Origin of the sequence: Flavobacterium sp. CS20, assembly GCF_018080005.1 — a bacterium.
Taxonomy (GTDB): Bacteria; Bacteroidota; Bacteroidia; order Flavobacteriales; family Flavobacteriaceae; genus Psychroflexus.
The window spans coordinates 2,103,740-2,123,197 of sequence record NZ_CP073015.1; the positions used below are offsets into that span (position 1 = coordinate 2,103,740).

Genomic DNA, 19,458 nt, shown 5'->3' on the forward strand with positions numbered 1-19,458 from the left:
AATTGTTTAGAAATTTAGAATGAAAGTTAAGTTATGGTTAAATCTAAAGAAGATTTGTTTTTTTGATAAAATTTAATTTACATTCTCAATATTGTAACCTAAATATTCTACCATATGTTCTTTAAATTTGATATCATATTCCTCTAAATCTTTTAGAATAGGATTGTAAATATCTGGATAAATGGGTCTTAACACGCCTTTACGGGTTATATCTCCATTTAAAATTTTAAGTGTAGCCATACCTACGGGAAGTCCTACTGTTTTAGCCATAGCGGTGTAAGTTTGGTCTTCGCCAATACTGACCATTGTAGAGTCAATTTGATGTTTTTCATTGTTTAATTCATAACCAAATTTATGATACATCACAATCATGTCTTTGTCGTTGGGTTGCAAAGTCCATTGATCTTCTAATATTTTTTGCAGTGCTTGAGCTGGTGTGGCTTGATCTAAACCTATTTTTTTATCAGGGTTAAATAAATCAAGCTCTAAAAGCTTTTCCCAAATCAAATCATCTTGATCAATTTTAAGATCATGTCGCAACTTCAACTCAACAGAATCTGTTGGCGAATAAGGTAAAAATGAATTAACAAACTCACGGTAACTCATATCTTTGGTGTTTTCCATAATATATGTATCGTCTGTCATACCGAGCTGAACAAAAACATTCCAAGCTTTTGAATAACCAACTCGACGTAATGTGCCACGATATATAGTGGGAATATTTTCTAAACCGTAAATATCTCTATATTGCAATGAATTTCGATTGGCAATACCTTCAAATCTACCATATTCTGGCACATTCATAAACTCAGTTCGTCTAAACAAACGCTGATAAGGAATGTATTTGTATTTGCCTTCTTGGATAAATTTTGTCGCACCACCTTGACCAGCTACGACTACATTTCTGGGGTTCCAAGTAAATTTATAATGCCATAGATTATCATCGCTTTCAGGGGCAACAAGACCTCCTGTAAACGATTCAAACATCAACATTTTGCCGCCTTGATTTTTAATTCGATCTATCACTTGCATTGCACTCATATGGTCAACACCTGGGTCAACGCCAATTTCGTTCATAAAAGTTAAACCCTTGGATTTCACTTCATTATCTAATGCTTGCATCGCTTCAGAAACGTAAGAAGCTGTAACCATATTTTTCCCAAATTTCAAACAATCTTTAGCCACTTCAATATGAAATCTCGCAGGAAGCATTGAAACAATAATGTCAGCTTGTTTTATAGCTTTCTGTCTATCATCTGCATTAAAAATATCTAAACTTTCAGGTTTTAAGTATTCTGAAAATTTAGTCATTTTTTGAGCTTGCTTCAAGTCCTTGTCTGCAATAGTGATTTCTAATTGTTGTTCTTGAGATTTTTGGGCTAAAAATCGAACTAAAGAAGCAGTAGATTTTCCTGCACCAATAATGAGTATTTTACGCATAAATTTATATGATTTTTGTCTGTTTTTGTTGTTTTTACGAAGGTATATAAATCTACCATTTTGACTAATAATAAGCCGATAATATTATATGCTAATTTTAAAAATACCTGAATTCAACAATTAAAAGTAACTTTTGATTTGATAATCCAAACTTAATCTCTACCAATTTAGTAGGAAATAAAAATTATTGTAATTTTGTAACTTATTCTTAGTTTATGAAAAAAGAATACAAACAGGCTGTATTGGTCGCTATAACTGGTGGTAAAGAAATTTTAAAGGTTTACAATACCGATTTTGAAGTTGAATATAAAGGAGATAATTCGCCCTTGACGCTCGCCGATCAAAAGGCTAATGAAGCCATTGTAGAGAAATTAAAGCCATTGGGCATTCCTATGATTAGTGAAGAAAATAAAAATAAAACTTTTACTGAAAGAAAAAACTGGTCTCAATGTTGGATCATTGATCCATTAGATGGCACCAAAGAATTTGTAAAAAGAAACGGTGAGTTTACAGTAAATATCGCTTTGGTTAAAAACCAAAAACCCATATTTGGGGTCATTTATGTCCCTGTAACAAAAGAGTTATTTGTTGGTTTAGTTAAAGAAAACAAATCTTACAAGTTGATTTGGGATGACACAAAAAATTTTGATGACAATTTTAATGATGCAAAAACATTAAAACCAACGGAATCTGAAACAATGAGAGTTGTCGGTAGCCGTTCTCATATGAACGAAGACACACAAAAATTTATTGAAGAATTAAAATCCAATCAAAACAAACCCGTAGAAATTGTCTCAAAAGGCGACTCCTTAAAATTTTGTCTCATCGCTGAAGGAAAAGCTGATGTTTACCCACGATTTGCACCGACAATGGAATGGGATACTGCAGAGGTCAAGCCATTTGTGAAGCTGTTGGACTTCGAGTTGTTGATCAAAAAACACAACAACCTATGCTTTATAATCGAGAAAACTTACTCAACAATTATTTCTTGGTGACTAAAAGTTAACAAATATGAATAATACGGTTTTTCATAATTATAACATCACAAGACAAGATCGCGAAAAGCAATTGAAGCAGTCGGGCTTGGTTTTATGGTTCACGGGTTTATCAGGCTCTGGAAAATCAACGCTTGCCAATGCTGTTGAACAACAATTGTTTAATTCAGGTTATAAAACTTACACCTTAGACGGTGATAACATACGTCAAGGCATTAACAAAGGTTTAGGGTTTTCTGCCGAAGACCGTGCTGAAAACTTAAGACGAATAGCTGAAGTGGCTAAACTTTTTGTGGATTCAGGGCAAATCTGTATTGCAGCATTTGTTTCGCCAACACAAGCTGACAGGCAACAGGTCAAAAACATTATTGGACCAGATGATTTTTTTGAAATATTTGTAGATACACCACTTGAAGTTTGTGAAAAACGCGACGTCAAAGGGCTTTATGCCAAAGCAAGAAAAGGTGAAATAAAAAACTTTACAGGGATTTCAGCACCTTATGAAAATCCAAAACATCCTGATATTACAGTTAAAACAGTAAATAAAAGTGTAGAACAATCTGCCCAAGAAGTTATCAATAAAATCAAACCACATTTGAAATTAACACGTTATGAGTAAATATTATCTCAATTATCTCGACGAATTAGAATCTGAAGCCATATTCATCCTAAGAGAAGTTTGGGCACAGTTCCAAAATCCTGTCATTATGTTTTCAGGCGGAAAGGATTCTATTTTAGTTACACATTTGGCTAAAAAAGCATTTTATCCTGCAAAAATTCCTTTTTCACTTTTGCACGTTGATACAGGCTATAACTTTCCTGAAACGATTAAATTTCGTGATGATTTAGTGAAAAAACTTGGGGTTAATCTACTCGTTGGTTCTGTTCAAGAATCTATAGATAAAGGTCGAGTGCTGGAAGAAAAAGGCAAAAATGCAACCAGAAATGCACTGCAAATCACCACTTTACTCGATGCCATTGAAGAACATAAAATTGACTGTGCCATTGGTGGCGGAAGACGCGACGAAGAAAAAGCCAGAGCCAAAGAACGCTTCTTTTCTCACCGTGACGATTTTGGACAATGGGATCCTAAAAACCAACGACCAGAATTGTGGAATTTGTTGAATGGAAAACATTTTGAAGGTGAACATTTTAGAGCTTTTCCTATCAGTAATTGGACTGAAATGGACGTATGGAACTATATTTTAAGAGAAAACATATCAATTCCGTCGCTTTACATCGCTCACCAAAGAGAAGTAGTTTGGAGAAACGGTTCTTGGATTCCTAATTCAGAATTTTTAAAATTGGAAGATCATGAAGAAGTAGTTACCAAAAAAATAAGATTTAGAACACTTGGCGATATCACCATCACAGGCGGTATTGAGTCTGATGCCGATACATTAGAAAAAATTGTCGAAGAAGTTTCAACTATGCGTCAAACCGAACGTGGCAATAGAACTGATGATAAACGTTCAGAAACCGCAATGGAAGACCGTAAAAAAGAAGGTTATTTTTAAACAAAACTGAAGAAAAAACGATAATATTATGAATATTCAACATAATCAACTTTTAAGATTCACAACAGCTGGAAGTGTTGATGATGGAAAAAGCACTTTGATAGGTCGCTTGCTTTACGATTCTAAATCAATTTTTGAAGACCAAATCGCCGCCGTTGAAAACACCAGTAAACAAAAAGGTATAGATGGCGTAGATTTAGCCCTATTTACCGATGGCTTAAAAGATGAGAGAGAACAAGGCATCACTATTGATGTGGCTTACCGTTATTTTACTACACCAAAACGCAAGTTTATCATCGCCGATACGCCAGGTCACGTTGAATATACCCGAAATATGGTAACTGGTGCTTCAACAGCCAACGCCGCCATTATTCTTATCGATGCTAGAAATGGTGTGATTGAACAAACAAAACGCCACGCTTATATTGCCTCTTTATTGCAGATTCCACACATTTTAGTCTGTGTTAATAAAATGGATTTAGTCGATTATAGTGAAGAGCGTTTTAACGAAATTGTGAACCAGTTTGAAGAATTTGCTTCAAAACTTTACATCAAAGACGTGCGTTATATTCCAATCAGTGCTTTAAATGGCGACAATGTAGTCAACCGTTCTGAAGAAATGACTTGGTATAAAGATTCTCCACTTTTAAACGCTTTAGAAACTTTACATATCAGTAGTGATATTAATAAAATCGATAGCCGTCTAGCCGTTCAAACCGTGATAAGACCTCAGCGAGAAGGTTTTATTGATTACCGTGGTTATGCAGGCAGACTACAAAGCGGGATTTTTAGAACTGGCGATGAAGTCACTGTTTTACCTTCAGGATTGACTTCAAAAATAAAAAGTATTAATGCTGGTGAAGATGAAGTGCAAGAAGCTTTTGCTCCGATGTCGGTTTCAATAACATTAGAAGACGATATAGATGTTAGTCGTGGTGATATGATTGTAAGAAAAAACAACCAGCCCCAAACCTCACAAGAATTTGATGTGATGCTGTGTTGGTTGAATCGAGATCTTGCCAGACCGAGAACAAAATATACCATTATGCATACCAAGAATGAGAAAAAAGCAATGATCAAAGATGTGGTTTACAAAATGGACATTAATACTTTTAAAAGAGATGAGACTGACAAGATGTTGAATATGAATGATATAGCCCGTGTAAAAATAAAAACCACAAAACCTTTAATGATTGATGCTTACCGTAAAAACAAACATACGGGAAGTATTATTTTGATAGATGACGCTACAAAAGAAACCGTTGTCGCTGGTATGATTGTTTGATACCCTATTATTTTCTAAAAAACAAAACTACCCGAAGTTGAAATCAGCTTCGGGTTTTTATTTGACTCAGAGCTTAAGTTTCTATTCTAAACTAACGTGAGTGTGATATAAATTCCAATAAAATATATTCATATAAAATACAGATATTTATCCATTTGTCATGACGACAGAGCGAAGCATGAGCGACGAGACATCTCAGTAGGATGAGATTTCTCCTCATGCTTCGTTCGAAATGACAAATTTGCTAACAAAAAGATGTAATCATCTGATTTACATATTTCAATAAATCGAACTCACGTTAAACTAAACTTCCAAAACACTGTTTTCTGAGCCCAAATCGTTCCATTTGTAGCTGTCGGCTTGTTCTTCGTTTTGCCAATTTCCGTCAACTAAATATTTGAATTCATAAGTTTTGCCTTTTTCTAAATCAATAGTGCCTTTAAAATTACCGTTTTTCAATTTTTTGAGTTCGTTTTTAGTTTGACTCCAATCGTTGAAATCACCACTAACAAAAACTTGTTTGGCGTCTTTGGCTTCTACAGTAAAAGTAACTTTGCAGACAGGTTTGGATTTTAAATATTGTTTCTTGATTGCCATAATAATATTTTTGAAACAAATTTAATATTTATACCTATATTTTAAGTATATAATTTTAATATAATGTTATTTTTATGTAAAACATATAATAAACCTTAAAAATATAAATAAATATAAACACGAAAACGTTATACAAAAATGATTGTTTAAAGAATTAGTAAATCTGCTGTATTATATTTCTTATAAATTTGATTATTAATTGTTTACAATCTTCAAAAGTTGGTCTAAATCTTCTAAATCATTGTGATAATGAAAGCTAACACGCAAACCATTTCCTCTTTTTGAGAGACTAATATTAGCTTTTTCAAAGTCTTGAAATCGTTTTTGATTGATACTTAAATTAAAAATGGTTGAATGTTGAGATCTTTTAGACACTACTTCATCAATAAGTTGTTGATTTTTAAAAGTTTCAAAGGCTTGACGAGAAATATTTTGTAAATGGTTTTGAATGTTTTCTATTCCAATTTGGTTGTAATGTAATTCCAAAGCCGTTGCCAAAGATTTTATGGCAATTAAGTCGTAATGACCTGGCTCTAAAAAGCCCATAGGTTTTGATGCTTCCTTGGTTTTGTCTATCAAACTATTGGCACCGATTTGCTTAGGGTTGAGCTCATCAAGTAGAGCTTCAGAAAGCATCACAATACAATTGCCAAGTCCAGCGTTGAGCCATTTATAGCCACTTGAAATCATTAAGTCAATTCCTGAATTTTTAAAATCATAGGCTTCAACGCCAAGATACTGTGTGCCATCAACCAAAATTTTTAAGTTGGGAAAATCTCGCTTTAGTTTTTGAAAAAAAGAGGTTTCAAGGTGAAGTCCACTAAGATATTGAACTTTACTTACAGCAAAAAAATTGGGTTTATATTTGGCGATATACTCATAAATATCATTCTCAATTTGACTCGTTATAGAAATACTTTTACAATCAAAACCTCTGTTTTTTATAGGCAAACGAATAGAAGGATAATCTTCATTGAGATACAAAAAAGTAGCAGATTCATTTATGGCGTCTAAAACAGCATTAAAAGCCAAAGAAAAATTAGCCGAAATGGCTACTTTATCTTGGTCAACATTAAAAATCCTTGCAATATTTTTTTTGGTTAGAGTGATAATTTTATCTTCATCATTCAAAAAAACACTGCCTTGATTGTAAAAATCTTCGTTGTCTTTTTGTTTTTGTAAAAGCACATTTATAGACAGCAACCCACAAGTCGCCGTATTGAGATAGGTGAAATTTTGAGTTTGTGGAAAAATAGTCTTGGTATTCATCAACATTTAGCTTAAATTTGGAAGACTAAAATACAATTTATTATGACTTCTTCTAAAGATATTGATATCGATCAAAAAGAGTTGTTCAAAAACGCTAATAGGCGCTTAAATCAAAAAAAGCGTTTAGTGCATCACCTCGTCTTTTTTATAGCAGGTGCCGTGGTTTTAATTTTTGTCAATTTAGTTTTAGAATATCAAATTGATTTTAAGCCCTTAGGCTGGCATTGGTTTGTTTCAGCTATTTTGATTTGGGCATTTTTTCTCCTTGCTCACACCATCAATGTGTTTTTTGTTGAAAAATTAATGGGCAGAGCTTGGGAAGAAAAATATATGAGTAAACTTGTTGAAAAACAATTGGTTAAACTAAAAAAACTTCAAAAAAAAGTAGATGAAAAATACCCATTAGAAGGCACAAGTCAAGATAAACAAGATGAAAATCAGTCTAAAACTGAACCCCAAAACCCTAAAAAATCTTGAAGTTAATTGCTATTGTCGCCGTTGGAGAAAGAAACGAGTTGGGTAAAGACAATCAATTGCTTTGGCATTTGCCCGATGATTTTAAGCGTTTTAAAGCTTTAACGAGCCAGCATTTTATTATTATGGGCAGAAAAACCTTTGAGTCTTTTCCTAAACCTTTACCTCACAGGACTCATATTGTGATTACACGACAAGATAACTACCCTATCAAAGATTGCATTGTTGTAAAAAGCATTGATGAAGCCATCAAAATAGCTAAAAAACAAGACAAGGTTTTTGTGATTGGTGGTGGCGAAATCTACAAGCAATTTATGCCATATGTTGATGAAATAGAACTGACCCGTGTTCGTGGACAATTTGATGCAGACACATATTTTCCTGAAATCAATTTGAATACTTGGACATTAACCCAAAGCAAACATCATCCAAAAGATGATAAACACAACTACGCCTTTGATTACGAAACCTACACCCGAAAATCAGTTTCATAATGCAACATATTAAAAAAATATGTGAGTTAAACGGCATCAAATTTCAAAATATAAATCCGCTTAATGGCGGTGATATCAATGACACTTATAAGATTGATTCTCCAAAGCGAGATTATGTCATTAAAGTCAATCAAGTCAAGCGTTTTCCAGATATGTTTAAGCTTGAAGCTAAATCGCTAAGTCTTCTTTCAAAAACCAAAAGTTTTGTCATTCCTGAAGTCATTGCTTATGGCGATTTTAAAAATTACACCTATCTCATTTTAGAATATATTGAAAGTGGACAGCCTGAAAATTCATCTGAAACCTTTGCAGTTGCCTTAGCAAAACTCCATAAAACCCAATCGGAAACATTTGGTCTTGATTTTAACAACTATATCGGTGGCCTACCGCAACCTAATCTACCAAATTTTGATAATGCTTTAGACTTTTATATAAATCTGAGATTAGAACCTCAATTTAAGCTCGCACGGCAAAAGGGATTTGAATTTAAAAATCTCAATAATTTCTATAAAAACTTAGAGGAAATTATCCCAACAGAAAAATCCTCTCTAATTCACGGCGATTTATGGGCGGGCAATCATTTATTTACCAGCAATGGCAAAACCTGTATTTTTGACCCAGCCATAGCTTATGCACCGCGGGAAATGGATTTGGCGATGATGAAACTATTTGGTGGCTATTCTCAAGATATTTTTAAAATATACAATGAAATATCTCCATTAGAACCCAACTGGAAATCTCGAATATCGCTTTGGCAACTTTACTATATTTTAGTCCATCTCAATTTGTTTGGATCTTCGTATTATAGTCAAGCAAAACATTTTTTAAATCAATACCAATAAAAAAACCTGTTGAGTGTCAACAACAGGTTTGTGAGATAATGTGAAATAAGGAACTATTTCTTTTTAGTTTTATACAATTGTTTGATTTTAGCAATTTCTTTTTCTGAAAAATTTCCTTCTAAAATTTTTACAAATGATTCATCAATTTTTTTGTTGGTTGATGCCAGTTGCTCAGGATCATCAGACAAGTTATTTTCAGCACGAGCACGACCTAATTCAGTAGAATAAATAGCTCTATAGAGTAAAAGACTCCTATCATCATCAAGTTTGAGCTCTTGACTGATTTTGGTAGCAGTTGCTTTACTAGATTCTGCTAAGCTTTGTGGGTTTGAGTCTTGTGCATAAACTCCAATACTCATAAATGTAAAAATAGCAATGTAAATAATTGATTTCATAATTTTAATTTTGCGATAAATTTAATCGTTTTTTTAATATAAAACAAATCTAATAGATTTTGTTTCAAAATTTAAGCTATTTCAAATATATTTAGTTTATTTTACTAAGATTGCGTTAATTAGATCCTTTTGGATATTTACTAATTTTACTTTTAAAAAAAATTTTTTATGAAAAGTTTTATTACACTCATGATGCTATTGTTTTTTTATATATCGTCAGCTCAATCTGTTGAAGGTTATGTTTTTGACAAAAAAAAACAAACTCCAGTTGTTTTTGCTAGCGTTTATACCACTCAAAACACTGGTGTGATTACTAACCAAGAAGGTGCTTTCAAAATTAAAATTGACAATTTATCAGAAATAGACAGCTTAATCATCACAAGTTTAGGCTATGAAAAATATTCTTTAGCCTATAATCAGCTCAATAATTTAGACACTATTTTCTTAAAAGAACAAAAAGAAATGCTTAACGATGTAGTGATTTCTGCAAATAAGCTAAGTGCAAATCAAATTATCCAAAAATTTAAAGATAGTATTAGTCAACGGCATTTTATAGAGCCAACGCAATTCAAAATTTTTAAACGAACGCACTATATAGACAATCCTAAGTCTTTAGAAGTAGAGATTAATAAATCTTCATTTATGACACGCAAACAAAGAAAATCGTTCAATGATAAGATTGTAAAATATTTTAAAGATATCGATGGCAATATTTCAAATACCTACGAAGATCTGCTTTACAACGCCTATTATTTTAAAGATTCTATGAATGTAGATTATGTTAAAGGCACAAAACTCATCAATTTAAGTCAAAACACATCGGTTGAAACCCTTCAAAAAGAAGTATTTAAAGAATTGCTTACCGCTTTAGATACTGAATCAACTTTTAAAGTCAAATCAGGTCTTTTTACTGTTGATGATAGTTTAAGCACTAAAAAATTTATTCAGTTTAGCGATAATTCTATCAAAGACACATTAAAAAATTCAACTACCGAAAATTCAGCTTTAAAATCGCTAACCCACAACCTTCCAAATCATGATATATTTGAAGATTTAGACCATTACAAATTTAAACTTATCGATACAAAATTGTATGAAGACGAAGTTGTTTACGTGTTAAGCTTTGCTCCTGATCACAGAAAAGCCAAATACCAAGGCAATGTATATATCAATGCCGTTGACTTTGGGCTAATGCGTATGGATTATAGACTTATTGAAGGCGAAAAAGAAGCTGGTCGTAATATGAAGTTTTTATTAGGTATAAAGTATAGAATTGACCAAAGTGAATATCAGATTATTTATCAAAAGCATAAAAACAACATATATTATCCCAAATATTTTCGTTCAAAATACAATCAGTATGTTTATGTAGATAGAAACATTAAATTTAAAGAAAATATAGATGACAGAAGCGAAAGAATTCAACTCAAACTCGATTTTCATGTTGAAAACAACAACCAAATGATTACCGAATTTTTATTTATGAGCCCCAAACCCATAGACAAAAACAACTATTCTTTTGATAAAAATGGATTTGCATTTTCTGAATACATCAAAACCTACGACCCAAAAATTTGGGAAGAATATGATATCATTCAAGTTACAGAAGGCATTAAAAATTACGAATACTAAAATTTATTTATGACCCAAAGTAATCCTCTATTAAACCATTTTGAAATTCCACCATTTTCAAAACTCAAGCCTGAACATTTTAAACCTGCTATCAAAGAATCCATTGAAAAAGCAAAACGAGAAATCAATGAAATAACCCAACAGAAAAATCCAACTTTTGAAAACACCATCGTCGCTTTAGACAATGCAGGTTATGATTTGGAGCGGATTTCTCAAATTTTGTTCAACCTCAACTCTGCTGAAACCAATGAAGATATTCAGCAAATCACACAAGACGTGTCACCGTGGTTAAGCAATTTTCAAAATGATATCATGACCAATGTTGAACTTTTTGAAGCGGTAAAACAAGTTTACAAACAAAAAGATGAGCTAAATTTAAACCCAGAGCAACACACACTTCTCGACAAACATTATAAAAGTTTTGTGAGAAATGGTGCCAACCTGAACAAAGATCAACAAGAAAAACTGCGTGAAATTGATAACAAACTTTCAACCTTGAGCTTGAAATTTGGTCAACACGTCTTGGCAGAAACCAATGCATATCAACTGCATATCAAAGACCAATCAGAGCTTAAAGGTTTGCCTGAAAATTTACTTGAAGCAAGCAGCAGATTTAGCAAAACAACAAGATAAAACAGGTTATATTTTTACACTGCAATATCCGAGCTATGTGCCGTTTATGAAATATTGCGAAAACAGAAAATTGCGTAAAGAAATGGCTCTCGCCTTTGGCAAACGTGGCTTTCAAAAAAACGACAATAACAACGAAGAGATTGTAAAATCTATTGTAAAATTGAGACACAAACGTGCCAATCTGCTTGGCTTTAAATCTCACGCCGAATATATTTTGGAAGAACGCATGGCAAAATCTCCTAAAAAAGTCAATGATTTTTTAGAAGATTTGCTTTCAAAAGCCAAACCCGCAAGACAAAAAGAATTTGAAGAATTATCAACTTTTGCAAAAGACAGAGACGGTATCAACCAATTACAAAAATGGGATGTGGCGTTTTATACCGAAAAACTCAAACAACAAAAATTTAATTTAGACGATGAATTGTTAAAACCCTATTTTCCACTCAACCAAGTTATAGATGGTGTTTTTCTGATTGCCAATAAACTTTATGATTTGAATTTTAAAGAAGTTGATAATATTGAAAAATACCATAAAGAGGTCAAAACCTATGAAGTTTACGATGACAATCAAAATTTTAAAGCGATCTTTTACGCTGATTTTCATCCACGTGCAGGAAAACGCGACGGTGCTTGGATGACCTTGTATAAAAATCAGTTTAAAACCCAAACAAAAAACGAAAGACCGCAAGTGTCTATTGTTTGTAATTTTAGCAAACCCACTCAAACCCAACCGTCTTTGTTAACTTTTAATGAAGTAACAACTTTGTTTCACGAATTTGGACACGCCTTACACGGAATGCTTGCCAATACGCAATACCGTAGCCTTTCTGGACCATCAGTCTATTGGGATTTTGTTGAATTGCCAAGTCAATTATTAGAAAAGCGGTGTTACGAAAAAGATGCTTTAGACTTGTTTGCCAAACACTATAAAACCAGCGAAACCATTCCTGAAAAATACGTTGAGCAAATCAAAGTCGCAGCCAATTTTAATGAAGGCATGCAAACTTTAAGACAACTCAGTTTTGGTTTGCTTGATATGGCATGGCATACCACAAATCCAGATGATATTATAAATGTAAAAACTTTTGAAAAAGCCGCTTTTGAACCTACGAGATTAGTTGATGACGTTGAAGAAAACTGTATGAGTACGGCATTTTCTCATATTTTTCAAGGTGGTTACTCGGCAGGTTATTATTCTTACAAATGGGCAGAAGTCCTCGATGCCGATGCGTTTGAAGCTTTTAAAGAAAATGGTATTTTTGATGCTAAAACCGCAAAAGCTTTTAAAACCAATATTTTAGAAAAAGGCGGCACCGAAGAACCAATGTCGCTCTATAAACGCTTTAGAGGTCAAGAACCCAATCCTGAAGCTTTGCTCAAACGTGCTGGTCTTTTGAAATCTGAAAAAAATTAGTTATTTTTTGATTCAATACAAATATGAATGCTAATTGAAATAAAACATCTTTAATCATGGCATCAAAAAACTTAATCGTAAGCATCATCCAAACCGAATTAACTTGGGAAAACAAAGACGCTAATTTTAAAAAGTTTGATGACCTTATCAACGCCATAGAATTAGATACAGACTTGATAGTTTTGCCCGAAATGTTCTCAACAGGATTCAGTATGAATGCCGAAAAACTTTACGACGAACCTGAAGGACAAACCTTAGATTGGCTACAACATCACGCCAAAGCCAAACAAGTCGCCATTACAGGAAGTGCCATTATCAAAGACCAAAATCAATATTTCAACCGATTGTTTTTTGTTGAACCCAACGGTAATTATAAAACTTACGACAAACGCCATTTGTTTACCTTAGCTGGCGAAGAAAAACATTATTCTGCTGGACAAGCCAAACTTATTGTTGATTACAAAGGCTGGAAAATCTGTCCTTTGGTTTGTTACGATTTACGTTTTCCCGTTTGGATAAGAAACCAAGAAGACTATGACTTGCTCATTTTTGTCGCCAACTGGCCAGCTATGCGCGTCAAAGCTTGGGATGCTTTATTGCAAGCTCGAGCCATTGAAAATATGAGTTATACCATAGGTGTCAACCGCATTGGCGAAGATGGTAAAGGCTATCCACATTGTGGACATTCTGCCATTTACGATGCCTTAGGCGAAAAAATCACAACCGATTTATTTGAAGAAGCTTTTGTAGAAACTAAAACTTTGTCTAAACAAGGTTTACTTGAAACTAGAGAGAAATTTGGGTTTTTGAGAGATAGAGATGAGTTTAAGGTAAACTGACGCACCGCACAACATCCCAATTGGCTCTAAGTTCTAAAAGCGTTGGACTGTATTTGACGTCTTCAGGCTGAATATTTTCAAGATAATCGCCACTGTCCCAAACCCCATTGTTGTTGTCGTCATAAATCACTTTGATATAATATTTGCCAGGGTTGACGTGCTCAAAAGTATGTGTGTTGGTATTGGTTAGTATAACCGATTTTTCAACTTTTTCTTTATCATCTACCAGTTGCACTATGGCAGGATAGCGATCAAGGTTGGTGATGGTTAAAACTAAAACACTGTAATCTGATAAGGGTTTTGTTTTGAGGTTGAGCTTGATAGTGTCGTTTGTATTGCCATAAAAATCTTTAACCGCACCAGGCAAAATACTCATTTGATATTTAGAATTTTCAACTTTATCAAAGACCATTTCAACTTGATTTTGAAAAGAATCAACGCGAAATTTAAACTTTATTTTTAACGAATCGGTATCAATTAAATCTATTTTACTGGTATCGATATATTCTATGGGTAAATTAGCTTTGATAAAAACACGTTCATCAAATTTGATCATACTCTTGGGTTTGGTTTCAATTTGAAGCGAATCGGCTTCCATATCTTTTGTTTTAACCACAAGAGTGTCAACTTGAGATTGATGCTTAAAAGCAAATAATAAGCTATCTCTTTGAAAATAGGGTTTCATCCAATAATTTAAAGTGTCGCTTTCTCTACTTTTCGTAATTCGCGTCTGAAATGTGTCGGGTGCTTTGGTCAGTAGTTCAATATTATAATCCATGGTATCTAAAACGCCTTGGTAACCAAAAATCAAATGGTTTTTACTCACTTGTTTTGGACGAATAGGTTTAAAATCTTTATATGTATTAAATAAGTTAATTTTATAATTTTTTGTTGTCGGCAAAGTGATAAAGCTATCGATAAAACCTATTTTTTCTCGACCAGGATTAAATTTATAATCCCGGTTTTTATCCTCTAAAGCTACTAATTTGTATGTGCCTTCTCGCATATTTTCTAAGCTAAAGACGTTGGTAGAATCTTTTGAAAAAGTTACATAAGTCGGTAACTTTTTAAATACAACAGAATCTGAGTAAGTACTGTCTTTTTCATACAGCAACACACTGACAAACTCTGGCGTTTCTCTAAAATTCATATCATTCACAAAACCGTCAAGTTTCAGAGAATCAATATAATCTCCAGTAGAAAATACATATTTAAAAAATGGGAGCGGATTACCTTCATTGTTGTCTTCTATACTTTGCCCAAAGTTGATGGTATAAGTGGTGTTGTCTTGAAGCGAGTCAATAGGTAATTTTATTCTAATTTCTTTAGAGGCTGTTCCCATGGGTGTTATTTCGGGTCGTGGCAATATAGGTGGCGAAAAAATAATTTGTTGTTGTGCATTTTGCAGTCTAATAAACTCATTAAACTGAATTCTAATTTCTTCTTGATCGAAATAAGTTGAATAATTTTGTGGACTTGAAGAAACAAATTCTGGTGGCGTCACATCTTTTGGTCCGCCTTGAGGACGACCAATTTGAGCACAACTGTATATAAGTGTTGCAATGAAAACTAAACCAAAAATTAATCGAAACCGATTCAAAATCTATTTTTTTACAAAGAAACAATTTTTTCATTTGATAGTCGCTATGTCAAATCATTCTATTACTGAGAACTTGAACGCGTCGAGTTTTAATTATGTAAATTTGCAATATGAATAAAGATATTATTTTAGAAGACCTAGGATTAAAAGATTATAAAGCAACTTGGGACTATCAAGAACAGCTTTTTGATAGTATTTTGAACACCAAAATTAAAAACCGACGTCAAAATTTAACCGATAAGACGTCTAACTACTTTCTATTTGTTGAACATCCACACGTTTATACTTTAGGAAAAAGTGGAAAATTAGAACACTTATTACTCAACGAAGAACAGCTAAAAGCTAAAAATGCCACATTTTATAAAATCAATCGCGGTGGCGACATTACTTATCACGGTCCAGGTCAAATTGTGGGCTATCCGATATTAGATTTAGACAATTTTTTCACTGACATTCATAAATACCTAAGAACTTTAGAAGAAGTCATTATTCGTACGCTTAAAGATTACGGTATCGAAGCCACAAGAAGCAAAGGCGAAACAGGTGTTTGGCTCGATGTGGATACGCCATTTGCTCGTAAAATTTGTGCTATGGGCGTTCGGGCTTCGCGTTGGGTAACAATGCACGGATTTGCATTTAATGTCAACGCTGATTTAGGTTATTTTGATAACATCGTGCCTTGTGGTATCAAAGACAAAGCCGTGACTTCACTCAATGTAGAATTAGGGCAAAAAACAGTTGATATAGATGAAGTAAAGGAAAAGCTTAAACATCATTTTGAAACTTGTTTTGAGGCTAAACTCATACTGAAATAGCCACAAATTCTCGAATGAAATATTAGTGCATTAGTGGCTGAAAAATTAAAGCCACGAATTCACGAATGAAATATTAGTGCACCTGCCTTTGACGGCAGTCGGGTTAGTGGAATAAAAAAACTTTATGTATTTTTGATAAATTAAGGTTATGAGTGAATTGATATATAAAGATGAATCTTATTCTATAATTGGAAAATGTATGGAAGTCCATAATCAATTAGGATCAGGATTTTTAGAAATTGTTTACAAAGATGCATTAGAATATGAATTCAAGAAATGTGGAATTGAATACGAAAGAGAAAAAAGATACAAAGTAAATTATAAAGGTATTATTTTACCTCATAAATTTTATGCTGATTTTGTCGTGATGGATAAAAGTATTCTGGAAGTCAAAGCAGTTTCCGCTATTTCTGATGCCTTTGTAGCTCAGGCTATAAATTACCTCAAAGTTTCAAATAACAAATTAGCATTAATTGTAAATTTTGGAGACTTAAAACTCAGCTACCAAAGAATTGTTTGTTGAAATAGATGCGAATTTATTAGTGCATTAATGGCATAAATTAAAAGCCACAAATTCACGAATGAAATATATTAGTGCATTAGTGGCTGAAAAATTAAAAGCCACGAATTCACGAATGAAATATTAGTGCATTAGTGGCATAAATTAAAAGCCACAGATTCAAGAATGAAATATATTAGTGCATTAGTGGCTGAAAAATTAAAGCCACGAATTCACGAATGAAATATATTAGTGCATTAGTGGCTGAAAAATTAAAGCCACGAATTCTCGAATGAAATATTAGTGCATTAGTGGCTGAAAAATTAAAGCCACAAATTCTCGAATGAAAAAGATGCTATAGAAATTTTTTTGATTTCACAATAATTTTTGAATAGCATTATTTCAACCATTTCTTAAAACTCAATTCCGCCTCTAATATTGATTTCAATTCTGCAATTTTCACCCGCTTTTGCTCCATACTATCACGATAACGGATAGTTACAGAATCATCTTCTCTGGTGTCGTGGTCAATGGTAATACAAAACGGTGTTCCTGCCGCATCTTGACGTCTGTAGCGGCGACCAACGGCGTCTTTTTCGTCATAAGCTACATTGAAATCCCACTTGAGATCTTCAACGATTTTTTCTGCAATTTCTGGTAAACCGTCGCGTTTTAATAAGGGTAAAACAGCTGCTTTTACTGGTGCTAAAATTGAAGGCAGTTTTAAAACTGTTCTCGAAGAGCCGTCTTCCAAAGTCTCATCTTGAAGTGTTGCTGAAAAGACAGCAAGAAACATACGGTCTAAACCAATTGAAGTTTCTATCACATAAGGCGTGTAAGACTCGCTTTCTTCATGGTCAAAATATTGTAATTTTTTACCTGATAATTTTTCATGGGCTTTCAGGTCAAAATCGGTTCTGGAATGAATGCCTTCTAATTCTTTAAAGCCAAACGGAAAATCAAATTCAATGTCTGTTGCCGCATTGGCGTAATGTGCTAATTTCTCATGGTCGTGAAAACGGTAATGCTCTTTGCCTAAACCTAAGGAATCATGCCAAGCTTGGCGTTGTTCTTTCCAATATTCAAACCATTTGAGTTCGTCTCCAGGCTTGACAAAAAACTGCATTTCCATTTGTTCAAACTCGCGTTGTCTGAAGATAAACTGACGGGCAACAATTTCATTTCTAAAGGCTTTACCGATTTGAGCAATACCAAACGGGATTTTCATCCGACCTGTTTTTTGCACATTGGCAAAATTTACAAAAATTCCCTGTGCCGTTTCAGGTCTAAGATACAAGTCAGATGCCGACTCTGAAGACGCACCCATTTTAGTACCAAACATCAAGTTAAATTGTTTGACGTCGATCCAATTTTTTGACCCTGAGGCAGGACAAGCTATGTCTAATTCTTCAATCAAAGCTTTGACATCAGCAAGGTTTTCTTCAGTAAGCGATTTAGCCAAGCGTTCTAAAATTTCTTTTGAACGTGCTCTGTATTTCACCACACGTGGATGAGTGTTTACAAACTGTGCTTCGTCAAAATCATCGCCAAAGCGTTTTTTGGCTTTTGCAATTTCTTTTTGCACTTTTTGCTCTAGTTTTTCTACATAATCTTCTACTAAAACATCAGCACGATAGCGTTTTTTAGAATCCTTATTGTCGATTAACGGATCATTAAACGCATCAACGTGTCCAGAAGCTTTCCAAGTTTTAGGATGCATCAGTATAGCCGCGTCTAAACCAACGATGTTTTGGTGGAGTTGCGTCATACTTTTCCACCAATAGGTTTTGATGTTATTTTTGAGTTCAACGCCATTTTGACCGTAGTCATAAACCGCGCTTAAACCATCGTATATTTCGCTCGACGAAAAAATATAGCCATATTCCTTAGCGTGAGCGATTACCTGCTTAAATTTATCTTGATTATTTGCCATAGTGCAAAAATATAAATTAAAGCCTGATTATGATTTAGAAAGATACATATTTCTATGTTTATGTGTTTATAGGTTTTTAAGTTTACAAGCTGAAAGTATTATGTAAGCTTTTTATATGAGTAAAGATAATTAGAATAAGATCCTTACTAACATAACGTTAGGCTTTGCAAATCTTATGGCTAATAAATAATTGGTATAACAACAATAGACTTCGCATAAAGCAAAATCTTATAAACCCATAAACTCATATTATGACATTGCTCATATTTTATAGACCAAAATTTATTGATATTTGGAATACAATTTAAAACCTATTAACGATGAAAAATCGAGATATCATATCAAAAATAATGACCAAAAACTTGGTTAAACTCAATTTAGACGACAGTTTATCAAAAGCCGAAGCCCTATTCAAAAAAAACAAGATTAAACATTTACCCGTTGTAAAAGGGGATAAAATCGTTGGTATGTTGAGTTATTCAGATTTGTTGCGTATTTCATTTGCTGATGCAACAGATGAGTCTGGTAATTATGTAGAATCTACTGTTTACGATATGTTCAGTCTTGAACAAGTTATGACCCATAAAGTGATTTGTGTCAACAGTGATGATTCTATCAAAGATGTTGCTGAGATTTTGGCTCGTGAGCACTTTCATGCCTTGCCTGTTATTGAGCATGATGAACTCATTGGCATTATCACCTCAACAGACATTATCAATTTCTTTTTAGATCGGTTCTATTAAACCATTCATCTATATAATAACGTGAGTTCGACTAACGACATA

18 protein-coding genes and 1 pseudogene are annotated in these 19,458 nt (G+C 33.4%); 13 read left to right on the forward strand and 6 right to left on the reverse strand.

All coding sequences use genetic code 11. From position 1 onward, the window contains the following. Positions 1–72: 72 nt before the first annotated feature. Complete coding sequence (locus tag IGB25_RS09930; protein ID WP_256437275.1) at positions 73–1,488, reverse strand: saccharopine dehydrogenase family protein; 1,416 nt, start codon at positions 1,486–1,488, stop codon at positions 73–75. 167 nt (positions 1,489–1,655) lie between these two features. Here IGB25_RS09930 and IGB25_RS09935 point away from each other — a divergent pair, with 167 nt between their 5' ends. The 4 genes from IGB25_RS09935 to IGB25_RS09950 are packed head-to-tail and all read left to right on the forward strand — an operon-like array spanning position 1,656 to position 5,237. Then, complete coding sequence (locus tag IGB25_RS09935) at positions 1,656–2,435, forward strand: 3'(2'),5'-bisphosphate nucleotidase CysQ (protein ID WP_371815890.1); 780 nt, start codon at positions 1,656–1,658, stop codon at positions 2,433–2,435. Positions 2,436–2,451: 16 nt separating this feature from the next. Next, on the forward strand, positions 2,452–3,054 hold the full coding sequence (cysC, locus tag IGB25_RS09940; protein ID WP_211064872.1) for an adenylyl-sulfate kinase: 603 nt from the start codon (positions 2,452–2,454) through the stop codon (positions 3,052–3,054). Then, complete coding sequence (cysD, locus tag IGB25_RS09945; RefSeq protein ID WP_211064873.1) at positions 3,047–3,952, forward strand: sulfate adenylyltransferase subunit CysD; 906 nt, start codon at positions 3,047–3,049, stop codon at positions 3,950–3,952. Before cysC ends, cysD begins: the two co-directional genes overlap by 8 nt. A gap of 28 nt (positions 3,953–3,980) precedes the next feature. Beyond that, entirely contained in the window at positions 3,981–5,237 is a 1,257-nt protein-coding gene (locus IGB25_RS09950; RefSeq protein WP_211064874.1) for a sulfate adenylyltransferase subunit 1, read from the forward strand. 303 nt (positions 5,238–5,540) lie between these two features. Here IGB25_RS09950 and IGB25_RS09955 read toward each other — a convergent pair whose 3' ends face one another. Both IGB25_RS09955 and IGB25_RS09960 read right to left on the reverse strand, forming a co-directional pair. Beyond that, entirely contained in the window at positions 5,541–5,834 is a 294-nt protein-coding gene (locus IGB25_RS09955; protein WP_211064875.1) for an isoamylase early set domain-containing protein, read from the reverse strand. Positions 5,835–6,029: 195 nt separating this feature from the next. Beyond that, the gene (locus IGB25_RS09960) at positions 6,030–7,103 is read right to left on the reverse strand and encodes an aminotransferase class V-fold PLP-dependent enzyme (protein WP_211064876.1); all 1,074 of its coding nucleotides are present in this window, start codon (positions 7,101–7,103) and stop codon (positions 6,030–6,032) included. Positions 7,104–7,145: 42 nt separating this feature from the next. Between IGB25_RS09960 and IGB25_RS09965 the strand changes: the two genes are divergently transcribed. Genes IGB25_RS09965 through IGB25_RS09975 form a run of 3 tightly spaced genes read left to right on the forward strand, consistent with a single transcriptional unit; the run spans position 7,146 to position 8,913 of the window. Further along, on the forward strand, positions 7,146–7,580 hold the full coding sequence (locus IGB25_RS09965) for a 2TM domain-containing protein (protein WP_211064877.1): 435 nt from the start codon (positions 7,146–7,148) through the stop codon (positions 7,578–7,580). Beyond that, positions 7,577–8,071, forward strand: a complete 495-nt coding sequence (locus tag IGB25_RS09970) for a dihydrofolate reductase (RefSeq protein WP_247653479.1) — start codon at positions 7,577–7,579, stop codon at positions 8,069–8,071. Before IGB25_RS09965 ends, IGB25_RS09970 begins: the two co-directional genes overlap by 4 nt. Then, entirely contained in the window at positions 8,071–8,913 is an 843-nt protein-coding gene (locus tag IGB25_RS09975) for a fructosamine kinase family protein (protein ID WP_211064878.1), read from the forward strand. Before IGB25_RS09970 ends, IGB25_RS09975 begins: the two co-directional genes overlap by 1 nt. A 53-nt stretch (positions 8,914–8,966) precedes the next feature. On the opposite strand, the gene IGB25_RS09980 is transcribed toward IGB25_RS09975, so the two are convergent. After that, on the reverse strand, positions 8,967–9,308 hold the full coding sequence (locus tag IGB25_RS09980) for a hypothetical protein (protein WP_211064879.1): 342 nt from the start codon (positions 9,306–9,308) through the stop codon (positions 8,967–8,969). A 168-nt stretch (positions 9,309–9,476) separates the two neighbouring features. Between IGB25_RS09980 and IGB25_RS09985 the strand changes: the two genes are divergently transcribed. The 3 genes and pseudogenes from IGB25_RS09985 to IGB25_RS09995 all read left to right on the forward strand — a co-directional run bounded on the left by IGB25_RS09985 (position 9,477) and on the right by IGB25_RS09995 (position 13,826). Beyond that, positions 9,477–10,940: a carboxypeptidase-like regulatory domain-containing protein gene (locus IGB25_RS09985; RefSeq protein ID WP_211064880.1), complete on the forward strand. Its 1,464-nt coding sequence runs from the start codon at positions 9,477–9,479 to the stop codon at positions 10,938–10,940. A 9-nt stretch (positions 10,941–10,949) separates the two neighbouring features. Continuing rightward, positions 10,950–12,987 (forward strand): annotated as a pseudogene (locus IGB25_RS09990) (M3 family metallopeptidase). A gap of 56 nt (positions 12,988–13,043) precedes the next feature. Beyond that, positions 13,044–13,826, forward strand: coding sequence for an amidohydrolase (locus tag IGB25_RS09995; protein ID WP_211064881.1), 783 nt, complete (start codon positions 13,044–13,046; stop codon positions 13,824–13,826). Here the strand turns inward: IGB25_RS09995 and IGB25_RS10000 are convergent. Next, complete coding sequence (locus IGB25_RS10000) at positions 13,813–15,426, reverse strand: Ig-like domain-containing protein (RefSeq protein ID WP_211064882.1); 1,614 nt, start codon at positions 15,424–15,426, stop codon at positions 13,813–13,815. The two genes, IGB25_RS09995 and IGB25_RS10000, sit on opposite strands and share 14 nt — an antisense overlap. Before the next feature lie 110 nt (positions 15,427–15,536). Here IGB25_RS10000 and lipB point away from each other — a divergent pair, with 110 nt between their 5' ends. Continuing rightward, positions 15,537–16,241 carry a lipoyl(octanoyl) transferase LipB gene (gene lipB, locus IGB25_RS10005; protein ID WP_211064883.1) on the forward strand — a complete coding sequence of 235 codons (705 nt, stop codon included), beginning with the start codon at positions 15,537–15,539 and terminating at the stop codon, positions 16,239–16,241. A 148-nt stretch (positions 16,242–16,389) separates the two neighbouring features. Continuing rightward, positions 16,390–16,764, forward strand: coding sequence for a GxxExxY protein (locus IGB25_RS10010; RefSeq protein ID WP_211064884.1), 375 nt, complete (start codon positions 16,390–16,392; stop codon positions 16,762–16,764). A 373-nt stretch (positions 16,765–17,137) separates the two neighbouring features. On the opposite strand, the gene IGB25_RS10015 is transcribed toward IGB25_RS10010, so the two are convergent. Next, positions 17,138–18,673 (reverse strand): glycine--tRNA ligase, encoded by a 1,536-nt coding sequence (locus IGB25_RS10015; RefSeq protein ID WP_211064885.1) that lies wholly within the window; start codon positions 18,671–18,673, stop codon positions 17,138–17,140. A 320-nt stretch (positions 18,674–18,993) separates the two neighbouring features. Between IGB25_RS10015 and IGB25_RS10020 the strand changes: the two genes are divergently transcribed. Further along, positions 18,994–19,416 (forward strand): CBS domain-containing protein, encoded by a 423-nt coding sequence (locus IGB25_RS10020; protein WP_211064886.1) that lies wholly within the window; start codon positions 18,994–18,996, stop codon positions 19,414–19,416. The last annotated feature ends 42 nt before the right edge of the window (positions 19,417–19,458 follow it).

Coding starts and splice junctions, on each gene's coding strand:
- IGB25_RS09935 (WP_371815890.1), top strand. CDS start 1,656: ATGAAAAAAGAATACAAACAGGCTGTATTGGTCGCTATAACTGGTGGT.
- cysC (WP_211064872.1), top strand. CDS start 2,452: ATGAATAATACGGTTTTTCATAATTATAACATCACAAGACAAGATCGC.
- cysD (WP_211064873.1), top strand. CDS start 3,047: ATGAGTAAATATTATCTCAATTATCTCGACGAATTAGAATCTGAAGCC.
- IGB25_RS09950 (WP_211064874.1), top strand. CDS start 3,981: ATGAATATTCAACATAATCAACTTTTAAGATTCACAACAGCTGGAAGT.
- IGB25_RS09955 (WP_211064875.1), bottom strand. CDS start 5,834: ATGGCAATCAAGAAACAATATTTAAAATCCAAACCTGTCTGCAAAGTT.
- IGB25_RS09960 (WP_211064876.1), bottom strand. CDS start 7,103: ATGAATACCAAGACTATTTTTCCACAAACTCAAAATTTCACCTATCTC.
- IGB25_RS09965 (WP_211064877.1), top strand. CDS start 7,146: ATGACTTCTTCTAAAGATATTGATATCGATCAAAAAGAGTTGTTCAAA.
- IGB25_RS09975 (WP_211064878.1), top strand. CDS start 8,071: ATGCAACATATTAAAAAAATATGTGAGTTAAACGGCATCAAATTTCAA.
- IGB25_RS09980 (WP_211064879.1), bottom strand. CDS start 9,308: ATGAAATCAATTATTTACATTGCTATTTTTACATTTATGAGTATTGGA.
- IGB25_RS09985 (WP_211064880.1), top strand. CDS start 9,477: ATGAAAAGTTTTATTACACTCATGATGCTATTGTTTTTTTATATATCG.
- IGB25_RS09995 (WP_211064881.1), top strand. CDS start 13,044: ATGGCATCAAAAAACTTAATCGTAAGCATCATCCAAACCGAATTAACT.
- lipB (WP_211064883.1), top strand. CDS start 15,537: ATGAATAAAGATATTATTTTAGAAGACCTAGGATTAAAAGATTATAAA.
- IGB25_RS10010 (WP_211064884.1), top strand. CDS start 16,390: ATGAGTGAATTGATATATAAAGATGAATCTTATTCTATAATTGGAAAA.
- IGB25_RS10015 (WP_211064885.1), bottom strand. CDS start 18,673: ATGGCAAATAATCAAGATAAATTTAAGCAGGTAATCGCTCACGCTAAG.
- IGB25_RS10020 (WP_211064886.1), top strand. CDS start 18,994: ATGAAAAATCGAGATATCATATCAAAAATAATGACCAAAAACTTGGTT.